Here is a 13721-nt window from a genome sequence, read left to right on the forward strand (position 1 = left end):
CTCAATCAACCACTTACGGAATTAGTCTCAAGCAAAACATCAAGCAGCTTTGCCAGTTCGACTTGAATATCGGCGATGCTTTGCGTGGAATCGATGATGCGGAAACGCTGCGGAAACTCGGCCGCGCGGCGCAGGTATTCATTGCGCGTGGCGGCGAAAAAGTCGGCTTGCTCCTGCTCGAACTTGTCGAGCGACCGCGTGGCGTCCAGGCGGGCGCGGGCCACGGCCAGCGGCACGTCGAACAGGAACGTCAGGTCCGGCTGCAACTGCGGGTGGACCCAGGCTTCCAGCGCCTCCATCTTGCGCAAGTCCATGCCGCGCCCGCCGCCCTGATAGGCAAAGCTGGCGTCGGTAAAACGGTCGGAAATGACCCACTCGCCACGCGCCAGGGCGGGCGCGATCACTTGCGCGATATGTTCACGGCGGCTGGCAAACATCAGCAGGGCTTCCGTTTCCAGGTGCATTTTTTCATGCAGCAGCAGTTCGCGCAGCTTTTCGCCCAGGCTGGTGCCGCCCGGTTCGCGCGACGAGACCAGTGTCACGCCGCGCTGGCGCAGGTAATCGGCGACAAAGCCGATATGGGTCGACTTGCCCGCGCCATCGATACCTTCGAAGGTGATAAAACGGGCGGTAGATGTTTGAGTCATGAAGCAACTTATCTTGAAATGTTAACGCTGGTATTTGTTCACGGCGCGGTTATGGTCGGGCAAGTTATTCGAAAACTCGCTGGTGCCATTACCGCGCGCGACGAAATACAGGGCTTGGGTACGGGCCGGCGCCAGCGCGGCCGTCAGCGACTGGGCGCCGGGCAAGGCGATCGGCGTGGGCGGCAAGCCGCCGCGCGTATAGGTATTGTACGGGGTGTCCGCTTCCAGGTCGCGCTTGCGGATCTTGCCCTGGTAGGCATCGCCCATGCCGTAGATGACGGTCGGGTCGGTCTGCAGCAGCATGCCGGTCTTCAGGCGGTTGACAAACACGCCGGCGATCATGGCGCGCTCGGACTTTTGCCCGGTTTCCTTTTCCACGATGGAGGCCATGATCAAGGCCTCATATGGGTTCTTGTACGGCAAGGCCGGATCGCGCTTGTCCCATGCTTCCGACAGGCGGGCGATCATCGCCACATGCGCCTGCTTGAAGATCTGCATCTCGCTGGCGCCCTTGGCGAACAAATACGTGTCCGGGAAGAACAGGCCTTCGGGCTGCGGATACTCGGGGCTGATCTTGGCCATCAGCTCGCGGTCGCTCAATTGCTCGGTATCGTGCTTGAGGCCCGGGTGGCTGGCCATGATCTGGCGCATCTGCCTGAAGGTCCAGCCTTCGATGATGGTCAGCGACTCCTGCGCAAATTCGCCACGCGCCAGTTGCGTGATCAGGCGCTGCGGCGAGGTGCCGGGCTTGAGTTCATACGAGCCCGCCTTGATCTTCGAGGTCTTGCCCTCGATGCGGGCCAGCAGGTTGAATAGCAAGGGCTCGATCGGGATGCCGGCGTCGGCAATCTGCTGGCCGGCCGCGTGGGCGCCGCTGCCAGGCATGATGGCGAACGGGATCACCTCGCCTTCGGTGGTGATGGGCTGCTGGGCCCAGTACACAAAGGTGGCGCCGGCGCCGATGGCGGCGATGACGGTACAGACTACCAGTTTTTTAAAGAAAGCCATTGTTCCAATTCTTGTGATGCGCATCAGACTAGGGTAAAGGCCGGACGCGCTGACCATGATCATTCATTTGTGAATAAAACCCGCTGAAAGCGCCGCTAACTGGACGATTCTGTCCGCTGCCGACGCGTTTGACGCGACATCACTATAATGAACCCGTAATCATAATGCTTAATTGCTGATCTAATGGAAATTATGAATAACTGGAATCAATTTTTACTGGCGCAAGGCGCCCGCAGTGCCGATACCGGTACCGCCGACATTGCCGATTTTGGCACCGCCTTGAGCGTGGCCCAATTGCAGGACGGCTTCGTGGCGCCGGTCACCGACCAGGGCCTGATCGGCGTAAACGGCGACGATGCCGCCAGCTTCCTGCACAGCCAGCTGACCAATGATGTGGAACACTTGAACCAGGAGCAAGTGCGCCTGGCCGGCTATTGCACGCCGAAAGGCCGGCTGCTGGCGAGCTTTTTGATGTGGAGAAACGCCACCACCGTCTACCTGCAGCTGTCGCGCGGCATCCAGGCGCCTGTCCAGAAGCGCTTGCAGATGTTCGTGCTGCGGGCCAAGGCCAAGCTGCATGACGCCAGCGGCGACGAGGCCAACCAGGTGATCCTGGGCCTGGGCGGCAAGCATGCCTCCGCCGTGCTGCCGCAATGGTTCGACAGCCTGCCGGCCACGCCGTTCAGCAAGGTCGAAGGCAATGCGGGCACCTTGCTGCGCGTGGCCGATGCGTTTGGCCTGCCGCGCTACCAGTGGCTCACTTCCGCCGCCAACGCCGAAGCCATCTGGCCGCAACTGACCGAAAAACTGGCCAAGGGCGGCAACGATGCCTGGCATTTGTCGGAAATCCATGCCGGCGTGCCGCAGATCAGCCAGGCGACACAAGAGCAGTTCGTGCCGCAGATGGTCAATTTTGAATTGCTGGGCGGCGTCAATTTCAAGAAGGGCTGCTACCCGGGCCAGGAAATCGTCGCGCGCAGCCAGTACCTGGGCAAGCTCAAGCGCCGCACCACGCTGGTCAGCATCGCTGATGCCAAGGCAGTTGCCGGGAACGAACTGTTTGCCGTCAGCGACCCGCAGCAGCCTTGCGGCATGATCGTCAACGCGGCCGCCAATGGCGACGGCGGCGTCGATGCGCTGGTGGAAATGAAGCTGGCGGCCATCGAAGAAGGCGGCAGTACGCCAGGCGCCGTCAGGCTCGGTTCCGCCGAGGGCGCCGCCGTGCGCTTCCTGGCCATGCCGTATGTGCTCGACGCACTCGACCTGTGAGGACGCCATGAAAGACTTGTATATCTATTACCAGGTAAAAGAAGAGCATGCGCAGGCGCTGGAAGCGCGCGTGCGTTCCTTGCAGGCAAAACTGGCGGCCGGCTCGGGCGTCTCGCCCCAGCTGAAACGCCGCCCGGAAAGCCGCGACGGCCTGCAGACGTGGATGGAAATCTACCCGGTGGTCGGCGAAGGCTTTGCCGAACAGCTGGCGGCCGCCGCCGACGAGGCCGGCTTGCTGAGCCTGACGGCAGGCGGGCGCCACGTGGAAACCTTCATGGACTTGCCCCCATGTGCCTGATCGTTTTTGCCTGGAAAGTCAATCCGCACGTACCGCTGATTGCCGCCGCCAACCGCGACGAATTCTATGAACGCGCCAGCGCCCCGGCCGGCAGCTGGCCGGAACACCCGCAAGTGTATGCGGGCCGCGACCTGCAGGCCGGCGGCAGCTGGATGGGCATCACGCAAATGGCGGCAGGCGCCTCGCGCTTTGCGGCCATCACGAATATCCGCAGTCCGCAGGACCACCGCGCCGATGCCCCCTCGCGCGGCGCGCTGGTGGCCGACTACCTGGCCGGCTCCATGTCGGCGCACGATTATGTCTCGCAGATCCGTCCCGGCTGCGCCGCCTACAACGGTTTCAACCTGGTGCTGGGCGACGCCGAGACCCTGATCTGGTTTTCCAACCGCGGCGACGGCGACCCGCGCAACGGCCAGCCACTGGAACCGGGCATCTACGGCCTGTCGAACGCTCTGCTCGACGCGCCCTGGCCCAAGGTGCTGAAAACCAAGGCCCAGTTCGCCAGCCTGATGTGCCTGGGCGCGCCGGACGACGCGTATTTCGAGATGCTGGCCGACACCACCCGCGCACCGGACTTCCGCCTGCCGGACACGGGCGTGCCGCTGGACCTGGAACGGGTCCTGTCGGCCGTCTGCATCGAGACGCCGGGCTACGGCACCCGCACCTCGACGGTGGTCAAGCTGTTCCCGGACGCGCCGGGCGAGCTGCACGAGCTGCTGATCCAGTAAGGAGCCGGCAAGGATCAGGTAAAGGTCCGATAACTACAGTGGCGTCACCTGGTAGCGCGCGCCCAGTTCGCGCAGGAAAGGCGTGCCGCGCAGCTGCTGGTACTGGCCGCGCAGCGCTTCCACCGTGGCGGCCGGCGTGGCCAGGCTGGCCGCCAGGTAGTAGTCGGAATCGTCCGACAGCAAGATGGTGCGCTTGAGTGCGCTTTCCGGCACGCCGGCCTTGGCGCACAGGCCACGGATGGAAAAGGGATTGCCGGCAATCAGGTCGACCCGTCCCACCAGCAATTTCCTCATGCTCGACAGTTCGCTATTGGCCAGGTCCAGCCGCCCCGCACGCGCCAGGCCCAGCGCCGTGAGCTGGGTTTGCGCCACATCGTCGCGGTTCACTGCGGTCCTGTAGCGCGCCAGGTCGGCCAGCGTGCGCACATTGATGTCGTTGCGCTTGCTCAACTGGTACAGATACACCTGCCGCCGGGCCAGCGGCGCGATCCACTGGAACTGCTTTTCGCGCTCGGCGGTCCTGGCCATGCTGAAAATCAGCACATTCGGCAGTTGCTGGGCCATGCGGTAGGCGCGCGCCCACGGGTAGGACGCCATCGCGTAATCATGGCCGCCACGCCCCAGCAGCTCGCGCACCAGCTCCACGCTGTAGCCGGTCAGCTTGCCCTGCTCGAAAAAATTGAAGGGTTCAAACTCTTCCGTCACCACGCTCAGCTTCGCCCGGGCCAGCACCGGCCGCTCCCCGGCCCAGGCCGGCAGCCACAGTGTCGCCAGGCATAGCGCGATGCTTCCCATACCCCGTCTTCTTGCCCGCATCGCCCTGTCGTTCCCTATCAATAAAGTCATTCGATGACCGCGCCTCGCACAGGACAGGACCACGGCAGGACCCATGACAATACACGATCATGCAAACAAGTTAACAAGAAACTTCGTGAAAAATAAAAAGAAAGCGCTTGCGCAAGCGCTTTCTTTTATTTAGCATGTCATATAACAGCAAAGCAGCAAATAAAAACAGCGGTACCAAAAAACACAGGAGACACCATGGCCACCATGGAAGATGTAGCGCGGGCGGCGGACGTATCGCTGTCGACCGTCTCGCACGTAGTCAACGGCACCCGCAAGGTCAGCCCGAAAACCGTCGCCGCCGTCAACACGGCGATGCAGCAGATCGGCTATGTGCCGAACATGCTGGCGCGCGCCCTGGCTGGCTCGTCTTCCGGCACCATTGGCGTGGCCATCTCCGCGTTTACCAATCATTACTTCAGCGAAACCGTGCGCGCCATCGAGGCGGCCTGCACGCGCCATGGCCTGATGATGCTGTTTTCCGATACCCATGACGACCCCGAGCAGGAACTCAAGGTGGTGCAGAACCTGCACCAGCGCCGGGTCGACGGCATCGTGCTGGCGCCGTCGGGCGATCCGCACAACCGCGCGCTGGACTATCTGAACAGCAACAAGATCGCCTCGGTGCTGGTCGACCGCATGTCGCCGCTGGCCTTCGACCAGGTCGGCGTGGAAAATATCGAAGCCACCTGCGAACTGGTCAGCCATCTGATCACCGTGCACGGCCACCGCCGCATCGGCTTTATCGCCGGCGCGCCCGGCCTGTCGACCACCGACGAACGCATCGACGGTTATCGCCTGGCGCTGGCGCGCGCCGGCCTGCCGTTCGACCCGGCCCTGCTGCAATGGGGCCATTCCAATCTCGAGCGCAGCGGCGCGGCCACGCGCGAACTGCTGGCGCTGCCGCAGCGCCCGACGGCGATTGTCGCCGGCAATAACCTGATGACCATCGGCACCATGCATGCGCTGCGCGACGCCCATGTGGCCGTGCCGCAAGACGTGGCGCTGGCCGGCTTCGATGATTTCGACTGGGCCGATTACTTCAGCCCGCGCCTGACCGTGATGGCCCAGCCGCTGGAAGAGCTGGGCGCGATGGCGGTCGACCTGCTGATCGAGCGGCTGGCCCATCCACAACGTGCGCAATATGTGCAGCGCTTGTCGCCGGTGCTGCGCGTGCGCAACTCATGCGGCTGTTCCTGATTCCTTGACCTGAAGACCATGACCAACAAAATTTCCCTCGGTATCGATCTCGGTACTTCCGAACTGAAAACCGTGCTGATGGACAGCCACGGCGCCATCCGCGGCCAGGCCTCGGTGCGGCTCGACGTGTCGCGCCCGCACCCGGGCTGGTCCGAACAGGCGCCGCAGGACTGGTGGGATGCCTGCGTGGCGGCGCTGGCGCAATTGCGCGCCGCCTGTCCTGACGAGTTTGCCGCAATTGCCTGCATCGGCCTGTCGGGCCAGATGCATGGCGCGGTGCTGCTCGACTGCGACAACGCCTGCATCCGGCCCGCCATCCTGTGGAACGACGCGCGCGCCCATGCCGAGGCGGCGCAACTGGCGCATGACTACCCGGCCTTTGCTGAAGTCACCGGCAGCCTGGCGATGGCCGGCCTGACGGCGCCAAAACTGCTGTGGCTGCAAAAACACGAGCCGCAGGCGTTTGCCGTGATCGACTGCGTGTTGTCGCCGAAAGACTATCTGCGCCTGCGTTTGACGGGACAGAAAATCACCGACATGTCCGATGCGGCCGGCACCTTGTGGCTGGACGAAGCGCGCCGCGCCTGGTTCGCGCCCATCGTCGAAGCGTGCGGCCTGCGCCTGGAGCAATTGCCTCCGCTGGTCGAAGGCGATGCCGCCACCGGCACCGTGCTGGCGACTATCGCCAAACGGCTGGGCTTGCCAGAGAACGTGGTGGTGGCCGGCGGCGGTGGCGATAACCCGGTCTCGGCCGTGGGCATCGGCGCCGTCCATGCCGGCGACAGCTTTATTTCGCTGGGCACCAGCGCCGCCATCGTCTCGGTCACCGAGCAGCCGCTGGGTAATCCGAACGGCGGCGTGCACAGCTTTTGCCACGCCCTGCCCGGCCGCTGGTACGCCATGGGCGCCATCTTGTCGGGCGCCAGCTGCCTGCGCTGGGCCACGGGCGTGCTGAACCAGGCCGGCGAAGCGGCGCTGCTGGCGCTGGTCGAGGCCGATATTCCGTTAAGCCAGACCGTCACGCCCGGCGCGCCGCTGTTCCTGCCGTATTTGTCGGGCGAGCGCACGCCGCACAACGATCCGCAAGTGCGCGGCGCGTTTTTGCAATTAGGCCATGATAGCAATCCGGCGCAGCTTGGCTATGCTGTACTGGAAGGGGTGGCGTTTGCCTTGCGCGACGCGATGGCGGCAGTCATCTCGACCGGCGCCACCGTGCCGCACTGCCTGCTGGTCGGCGGCGGCGCGCGCAGCCAGTACTGGGCGCAATTGCTGGCCAACGTGCTGGGCCGCGAAATGCGCACCCTGCACAACAGCGAATTGTCGGCCAGCATGGGTGCGGCCAAGCTGGGCTTTGCCGCCATCGGCCACACCGGCCTGCTGGCGACGGGACTGCCGATCAAGAACAGCTTCGCACCGGATGCCGCGCAACATGCCGCGCTCACCATCCGCTATAACAAATACCGCAGCCTTTTTCCTGCCGTTCAGGCCCTGCATCAACTGTCGTCTACCTAAGGACAAGTCACGATGAATCAACTGCAACAACTGAAGCAAGCGAGCACCGTCGTCGCCGACACCGGCGATTTCTTGCAATTGGCCCGTTTTGCGCCGCAAGACGCGACCACCAATCCTTCCCTGATCCTGAAAGCGGTGCTGCAGCCCGATTACGCGCCCTTGCTGGCCAGCACGGTCGCCGACCACAAGGGCGCCTCGCTCGACGATATCGTCGACCAGGTGCTGGTGCGTTTTGGCCTGGAAATCCTGAAAGTGGTGCCGGGCCGCGTCTCGACCGAAGTCGACGCCCGCCTGAGCTTTGACCGCGCCGCCACCGTGGCCCGCGCCCGCCGCCTGATCGCCCTGTACGAAGCGACCGGCATCACCCGCGAACGCGTGCTGATCAAGATCGCCGCCACCTGGGAAGGCATCCAGGCCGCGCGCGAACTGGAAGCGGACGGCATCTTCTGCAACCTGACCCTGCTGTTCGCCTTCTGCCAGGCGGTCGCCTGCGCCGACGCCAAAGTGCGTTTGATTTCGCCTTTTGTGGGCCGTATCTACGACTGGCACAAGAAGTCGCTCGGTGCATCGTGGGACGAAGCGGCCCGTTCGCTGTCCAACGATCCAGGCGTGCAGTCGGTCACCCGCATCTACCAGTATTACAAGCAGCATGGCATTGCGACCCAGGTGATGGGCGCCAGCTTCCGCAACACGGGGCAAATTACCGCCCTGTCCGGCTGCGACCTGCTGACCATCAGCCCCGACCTGCTGGCGAAACTGGAAGCCTCCGACGAACCGTTCGAGCGCGCGCTGGGTGCGGACCATGGCGCGCCGCAAGCGGCCATTACGTACGACGAAGCGGCTTTCCGCTACGCCCTGAACGATGATGCGATGGCGACCGAAAAGCTGGCCGAAGGCATCCGTGGCTTCGCCGTCGATGCGGCCAAGCTCGACAAGATGATCGAGAGCCTGCGCCAGGCCGCCTGAAGATGATTTTTACCCCCTTGTTTTTCACCCGTAGCACAACTTGTTTTTCACAATAAGAACCTCTGGAGATACTCATGAAAAAAGTTATTACCGCCTCCCTGCTGTTGTCCGCCGCCTGCGGCGCTTTTGCCGCCGACAAGCCATTGAAATCGATCGGCGTCAGCGTGGGTGACCTGGCCAACCCGTTCTTCGTGGCGATCGGCCGCGGCGCCGAAGAAAGCGCAAAGAAAATCGGCGGACCTGGCGTGAAAGTGACCACCGTGTCGAGCAAATATGACTTGAACACCCAGGTCGACCAGATCGAGAACTTCATCGCGAATAAAACCGACATCATCATCCTGAACGCCGTCGACTCCAAGGGCATCGCCCCGGCCATCAAGAAAGCGCGCAACGCGGGCGTGACCGTGATCGCCGTCGACGTCGGCGCCGTCGGCGCCTCGGCCACCGTGATGTCCGACAACACCATGGCCGGCGACGTCTCGTGCGCCTACCTGGCCAAGCAGATCGGCGGCAAGGGCAATGTGGTGATCCTGAACGGCCCACCGGTGACCTCCGTGATCGACCGCGTCAACGGCTGCAAGAAAACCCTGGCCGGCTTCAAGGACATCAAGATCCTGTCCGACAACCAGAACGCCGGCGGCAGCCGTGACGGCGGCATGACGGTGATGTCGAACCTGCTGACGGCCCATCCGAAGATTGACGGCGTGTTCGCCATCAACGATCCGACCGGCATCGGCGCCGAACTGGCGATCAAGCAAGCCAAGCGCACCGACGTGAAACTGATCACCGCCGTCGACGGCGCGCCGGACGGCCAGAACGCCCTGAAAAACAAGGCAGGCCTGTTCGCCGCCACCTCGGCGCAAAACCCGTACCGCATGGCCACCGAGGCAGTGCAGATGGGCTACGACATCATGAACGGCCGTACGCCGAAGCAAACCATGGTGTTGCTGCCGACCCCGGCCATCACCAAGGAAAACGTCGCCACCTACACCGGCTGGGTAAAAAACTGATCTGGCTGACCTGAACCACGTGCCGTCCACCCCGGCCCCGCCGGTGGCGGGCGGCAGTTTCAAAGCAAGGAAGGACAGTCATGAGCGACGAAATCATTTTTGAAATGCGCGGCATCGAGAAGCGCTTTGGCGCCACGCGCGCGCTGCGCGGCGTGCACCTGACGGTGCGCAAAGGCGAAATCCATGCCGTGATGGGCGAAAACGGTGCCGGAAAAAGTACCCTGATGAAGATTTTGTCCGGCGTCTACACGCCGGACGCCGGGGAAATCATCCTGGACGGCAAGCCGATCAAGATCCGCAATCCGGGCGAAGCCCGCGCGCTGGGCATCAACCTGATCTACCAGGAACTGAGCGTGGCCAAGAACATGACGGTGGCGCAGAACGTCTTCATGGGCAGCGAGCCCAAGGGACCGTTCTGGACCGTCAAGGGCGGCGAGATGCGCGCCCGCACCAATGCCATCCTGGCCGACCTGGGCTCGCGCTTCAATGCCGACACCATGGTCGCCACCCTGTCGATCGCCGAGCAGCAGCAGGTGGAAATCGCCCGCGCCCTCGTGCACGAAAGCCGCATCCTGATCATGGACGAGCCGACGGCGGCGCTGTCCGACCGTGAAACCGAACAATTGTTCCGCATTATCGAAGAGCAGCGCGACAAAGGCCTGGCGATTCTCTACATCAGCCACCGCATGGCCGAGGTGGAGCGCCTGGCGCGCCGCATCACGGTGCTGCGCGACGGCGCCTATGTGGGCGAGCTGGGCAAGGACGAACTGGACCAGAAGAAAGTCGTGCAGATGATGGTGGGCCGCCCCGCCGACGACTTTTATTCGCACCAAAGGCGCACCACGCGCGGCGCCGAGCGCCTGCGGGTGGAAAACGTCGGCGCCGGCAAGGTCAAGCCGGCCAGCTTCGTGCTGCACGCCGGTGAAGTGACGGGCCTGGCCGGCCTGGTGGGCGCCGGCCGCACGGAACTGGCGCGCCTGATCTTTGGCGCCGACAAGAAGCAATCGGGCCAGGTCTGGCTCGACGGCAAGGAAGTCCATATTGCCGAACCGCTGGCGGCGATCCGCCACGGCATCGGCTACCTGCCGGAGGACCGCAAGAGCCTGGGCCTGTTCATGCAGCTGTCGGCCATGGAAAACATGTCGATGAATATATTGTCGCAGCACGCCACCGCCGGCGTGGTCGACCGCCGCGCGCTGACCAGACTGACGCGTGAATCGATCGGCAGCCTGAACGTGAAAGTATCGGGACCGGAAGGCATCGTCGGCGGCCTGTCGGGCGGCAACCAGCAGAAAGTGCTGCTAGCGCGCTGGCTGGCGATCAAGCCGAAAGTGCTGATCCTCGACGAGCCGACGCGCGGCGTCGACGTCGGCGCCAAAAGCGAGATCTACAAGATCATCCACCAGCTGGCGGACGCGGGCACGGCGGTGCTGTGCATTTCCAGCGAACTGGCCGAACTGGTCGGCATCTGCGACCGCGTGATGGTGATGTGCGAAGGCAGGCTGACCGGCGAAGTGACGGGCGACGACATCACGCAGGAAAAGATCCTGGCCTACGCCACCCATCTGGACGCCGCTTAAAACATCAATACAGGGAGAATCATCATGACCACGACCACCACCGGCGGCGCCGCAAGCGCCAGCCAACCTTTCAATGCCTCGAACCTGATGCGCCGCCTGGGCATGCTGCCCGTGCTGGTGGTGCTCTACCTGGCCATGTACGGCCTGACCGTGTATTTCTCGGCCGATGGCGAATCGACCTTCATGACCAGCACCAACACCATGAATATCTTCCGCCAGGTGTCGATCAATATCGTGCTCGCTTCCGGCATGACCTTCGTCATCCTCACCAGCGGCATCGATCTGTCCGTCGGCTCCGTGCTGGCCGTGTCGGCCGTGGCCGGCATGCTGATGTCGCTGTCGGCGCAGTTCGCCGGCTTTTCGATCCCCACCTTTTTGATCGTCGGCCTGCTGCTGGGCGCACTGAACGGCGTGCTGGTGGCGCTGGTGGGATTGAATCCGTTCGTGGTGACCCTGGGCACCATGACGGCGCTGCGCGGCGCGGCCTATCTGCTCGCTGACGGCACCAGCGTGCTGAACACGGAAATCCCGAGCTTCGAATGGATGGGCAACGGCAGCTTTCTGGCGATCCCGTGGCTGATCTGGCTGGCCGCGCTGGTGGTGATCCTGACCTGGTTTATCCTGCGCAAGACCACCCTGGGCCTGCATATCTACGCCGTCGGCGGCAATATCCAGGCTGCACGCCTGACCGGCATCAAGGTCGGCCTGGTCCTGATGTTTGTCTACACGATCAGCGGCCTGTTCGCCGGCCTGGGCGGCGCCATGTCGGCCAGCCGCCTGTACGCCGCGAACGGCAACTGGGGTACCGGCTACGAGCTCGACGCAATCGCGGCAGTAGTGCTCGGTGGCACCAGCCTGATGGGCGGCGTCGGTTCCGTCTGGGGCACCGTGATCGGCGCCCTGATCATCGGCGTGATGAACAACGGCCTGACCATCCTGGGACTGTCGTCGTTCTGGCAGTATGTGGCCAAGGGCGTGGTGATCGTGCTGGCGGTGATACTGGACAAATGGCGCCAGTCGCACGCGCAGAATTGATGGTAAAGGTTGTTGTCGGGTTACGCGCTGCGCGCTAACCCGACCTACGGTTTACACCGCATGTCGGGTAGGTCGGATTAGCGCCTTGCGCGTAATCCGACGTTCTCTCAGAATTCCAGGCGCATTTCAATATGCGCGATCCCCGCCTCCGCAAACTCTTCCCCCTGCTGCACAAAACCATGGCGCGCATAGAACGGCGCGGCCACGGTCTGGGCATTGAGCACCACGGCCGCATCGCCGCGTTCGCGCGCTTTCTCCATTAATTTCTGCAGGATGGCGCCGCCGACGCCGGTGCCACGGCCCGCCTTGCGCACGGCCATGCGGCCGATATGGCCGTCGGGCAGCAAGCGGCCCGTGCCGATGGCGTGACCGTCGTTGTCATAGGCGACGGCATGCAGGCAGACGGCGTCCATCTCGTCGAGCTCGATCTCGGCGGGAACCTTCTGTTCGTCGACAAAGACTTCAAAGCGGATGGCGGAGGCGTCGTGGCCCAGGGTGGCCCAGTCGCCGAGGCGGATAGTGTAGTTGCTGATATCGGTGCTCATGATGGCGTGGAAGTGGAAACAGGCCGCCATTGTCGCACGGCCTCTTCCACCAGAACAATATCAGGAGAGCTTGACCAGCTGCTTGCCGAAGTTACGTCCCTTCAACAAACCGATAAACGCTTCCGGCGCATTCGACAGCCCTTCGGCGATGGACTCGCGGAATTTCAGCTTGCCTTCCGCCACCAGCTTGCCCAGCTCAGCCAGGCCTTCCGGCCACAGTTCCGGCTGTTCCGAGACGATAAAGCCGCGCACCGTCAGGCGGTTGATCAGGATCAGGCGGAAATTGTCGATCGGCGTAGGCTGACCGTCATAGCCGGCAATCCAGCCGCACAGGGCGATGCGGCCAAACGCGTTGGTGCGCGCCAGCGCCGTATCGAACACCTTGCCGCCGACGTTTTCAAAGATGGCGTCAATGCCGTCCGGGGTAGCGGCTGCCAGGTCCGCTTCCAGATTGCCTGCCTTGTAGTCGACGCAAGCATCGAAGCCCAGCTCGTCGACCACATACGCGCATTTTTCCGGGCCGCCGGCGATGCCGACCACGCGGCAGCCTTTCAGCTTGGCCAGCTGGCCCACCACGCTGCCCACCGCGCCGCTGGCGGCCGACACGACCACCGTTTCGCCCGCTTTCGGCGCCATGATATGGTTCAGGCCGTACCAGGCCGTCATGCCGGGCATGCCCACCGAACCGAGGTAGGCCGATTCGGGAATATGCGTGGTGTCGACCTTGCGCAGCATGGTGCCGTCGGACACCGCCACTTCCGTCCAGCCCAAAGTACCGACGACGGTATCACCAACGGCAAACTTCGCATGCTTCGATGCGATCACCTCGCCGATGGTGCCGCCGATCATGGTTTCATCGATGGCCTGCGAAGCGGCGTAGCTCTTGCTCTCGCTCATGCGGCCACGCATGTAGGGGTCCAAGGACAGGTAATGGTTGCGTACCAGCAGTTCGCCGTCCTGGATGGCGGGCATCTCGACGGTTTCCAGGCGGAAGTTGTCAGGCTGGACTTCGGCTTTGGGGCGGGAGGCGAGGACGATGCGTTGATATGTGGTCATGTGTGCTCCTGATGATCGGTGGAA

The 13721-nt window shown here is 63.4% G+C and carries 14 protein-coding genes; 9 read left to right on the forward strand and 5 right to left on the reverse strand.

What is annotated here, in order from left to right:
* Positions 1 to 5: 5 nt before the first annotated feature.
* Positions 6 to 647: a dTMP kinase gene (tmk, locus tag ACP7B7_RS12780; protein WP_308921266.1), complete on the reverse strand. Its 642-nt coding sequence runs from the start codon at positions 645 to 647 to the stop codon at positions 6 to 8.
* Between the two features lie 21 nt (positions 648 to 668).
* Positions 669 to 1655, reverse strand: a complete 987-nt coding sequence (gene mltG, locus ACP7B7_RS12785; protein ID WP_308921267.1) for an endolytic transglycosylase MltG — start codon at positions 1653 to 1655, stop codon at positions 669 to 671.
* Positions 1656 to 1847: 192 nt separating this feature from the next.
* On the opposite strand from mltG, the gene ACP7B7_RS12790 reads away from it, so the two are divergent.
* Genes ACP7B7_RS12790 through ACP7B7_RS12800 form a run of 3 tightly spaced genes read left to right on the forward strand, consistent with a single transcriptional unit; the run spans position 1848 to position 3950 of the window.
* Positions 1848 to 2924 (forward strand): YgfZ/GcvT domain-containing protein, encoded by a 1077-nt coding sequence (locus ACP7B7_RS12790; protein ID WP_426076910.1) that lies wholly within the window; start codon positions 1848 to 1850, stop codon positions 2922 to 2924.
* A gap of 7 nt (positions 2925 to 2931) precedes the next feature.
* The gene (locus ACP7B7_RS12795) at positions 2932 to 3222 is read left to right on the forward strand and encodes a DUF4936 family protein (protein ID WP_308921269.1); all 291 of its coding nucleotides are present in this window, start codon (positions 2932 to 2934) and stop codon (positions 3220 to 3222) included.
* Positions 3213 to 3950, forward strand: coding sequence for an NRDE family protein (locus ACP7B7_RS12800; protein ID WP_308921270.1), 738 nt, complete (start codon positions 3213 to 3215; stop codon positions 3948 to 3950). The genes ACP7B7_RS12795 and ACP7B7_RS12800 overlap by 10 nt, the downstream gene beginning before the upstream one ends.
* 33 nt (positions 3951 to 3983) lie before the next feature.
* Here the strand turns inward: ACP7B7_RS12800 and ACP7B7_RS12805 are convergent, their stop codons facing one another.
* Positions 3984 to 4745 carry a substrate-binding periplasmic protein gene (locus ACP7B7_RS12805; protein WP_308921271.1) on the reverse strand — a complete coding sequence of 254 codons (762 nt, stop codon included), beginning with the start codon at positions 4743 to 4745 and terminating at the stop codon, positions 3984 to 3986.
* Between the two features lie 246 nt (positions 4746 to 4991).
* On the opposite strand from ACP7B7_RS12805, the gene ACP7B7_RS12810 reads away from it, so the two are divergent.
* The 6 genes from ACP7B7_RS12810 to ACP7B7_RS12835 all read left to right on the forward strand — a co-directional run bounded on the left by ACP7B7_RS12810 (position 4992) and on the right by ACP7B7_RS12835 (position 12096).
* Positions 4992 to 5993: a LacI family DNA-binding transcriptional regulator gene (locus ACP7B7_RS12810; protein ID WP_308921272.1), complete on the forward strand. Its 1002-nt coding sequence runs from the start codon at positions 4992 to 4994 to the stop codon at positions 5991 to 5993.
* A gap of 30 nt (positions 5994 to 6023) precedes the next feature.
* Positions 6024 to 7505, forward strand: a complete 1482-nt coding sequence (gene xylB, locus ACP7B7_RS12815; RefSeq protein WP_308925771.1) for a xylulokinase — start codon at positions 6024 to 6026, stop codon at positions 7503 to 7505.
* Between the two features lie 12 nt (positions 7506 to 7517).
* Positions 7518 to 8471: a transaldolase gene (gene tal, locus ACP7B7_RS12820; protein WP_426076912.1), complete on the forward strand. Its 954-nt coding sequence runs from the start codon at positions 7518 to 7520 to the stop codon at positions 8469 to 8471.
* Positions 8472 to 8545: 74 nt separating this feature from the next.
* Complete coding sequence (locus tag ACP7B7_RS12825; protein ID WP_308921274.1) at positions 8546 to 9481, forward strand: ABC transporter substrate-binding protein; 936 nt, start codon at positions 8546 to 8548, stop codon at positions 9479 to 9481.
* Positions 9482 to 9561: 80 nt separating this feature from the next.
* Positions 9562 to 11061, forward strand: a complete 1500-nt coding sequence (locus ACP7B7_RS12830; RefSeq protein ID WP_426076913.1) for a sugar ABC transporter ATP-binding protein — start codon at positions 9562 to 9564, stop codon at positions 11059 to 11061.
* Between the two features lie 24 nt (positions 11062 to 11085).
* Positions 11086 to 12096, forward strand: a complete 1011-nt coding sequence (locus tag ACP7B7_RS12835; RefSeq protein ID WP_308921276.1) for an ABC transporter permease subunit — start codon at positions 11086 to 11088, stop codon at positions 12094 to 12096.
* 107 nt (positions 12097 to 12203) lie between these two features.
* Here ACP7B7_RS12835 and ACP7B7_RS12840 read toward each other — a convergent pair whose 3' ends face one another.
* The gene (locus ACP7B7_RS12840) at positions 12204 to 12641 is read right to left on the reverse strand and encodes a GNAT family N-acetyltransferase (protein WP_426076914.1); all 438 of its coding nucleotides are present in this window, start codon (positions 12639 to 12641) and stop codon (positions 12204 to 12206) included.
* Between the two features lie 60 nt (positions 12642 to 12701).
* Complete coding sequence (locus ACP7B7_RS12845; RefSeq protein ID WP_426076915.1) at positions 12702 to 13697, reverse strand: NADP-dependent oxidoreductase; 996 nt, start codon at positions 13695 to 13697, stop codon at positions 12702 to 12704.
* Between the last annotated feature and the right edge of the window lie 24 nt (positions 13698 to 13721).

Source organism: Janthinobacterium sp. PSPC3-1, from assembly GCF_049896105.1.
Lineage (GTDB): Bacteria > Pseudomonadota > Gammaproteobacteria > Burkholderiales > Burkholderiaceae_D > Janthinobacterium.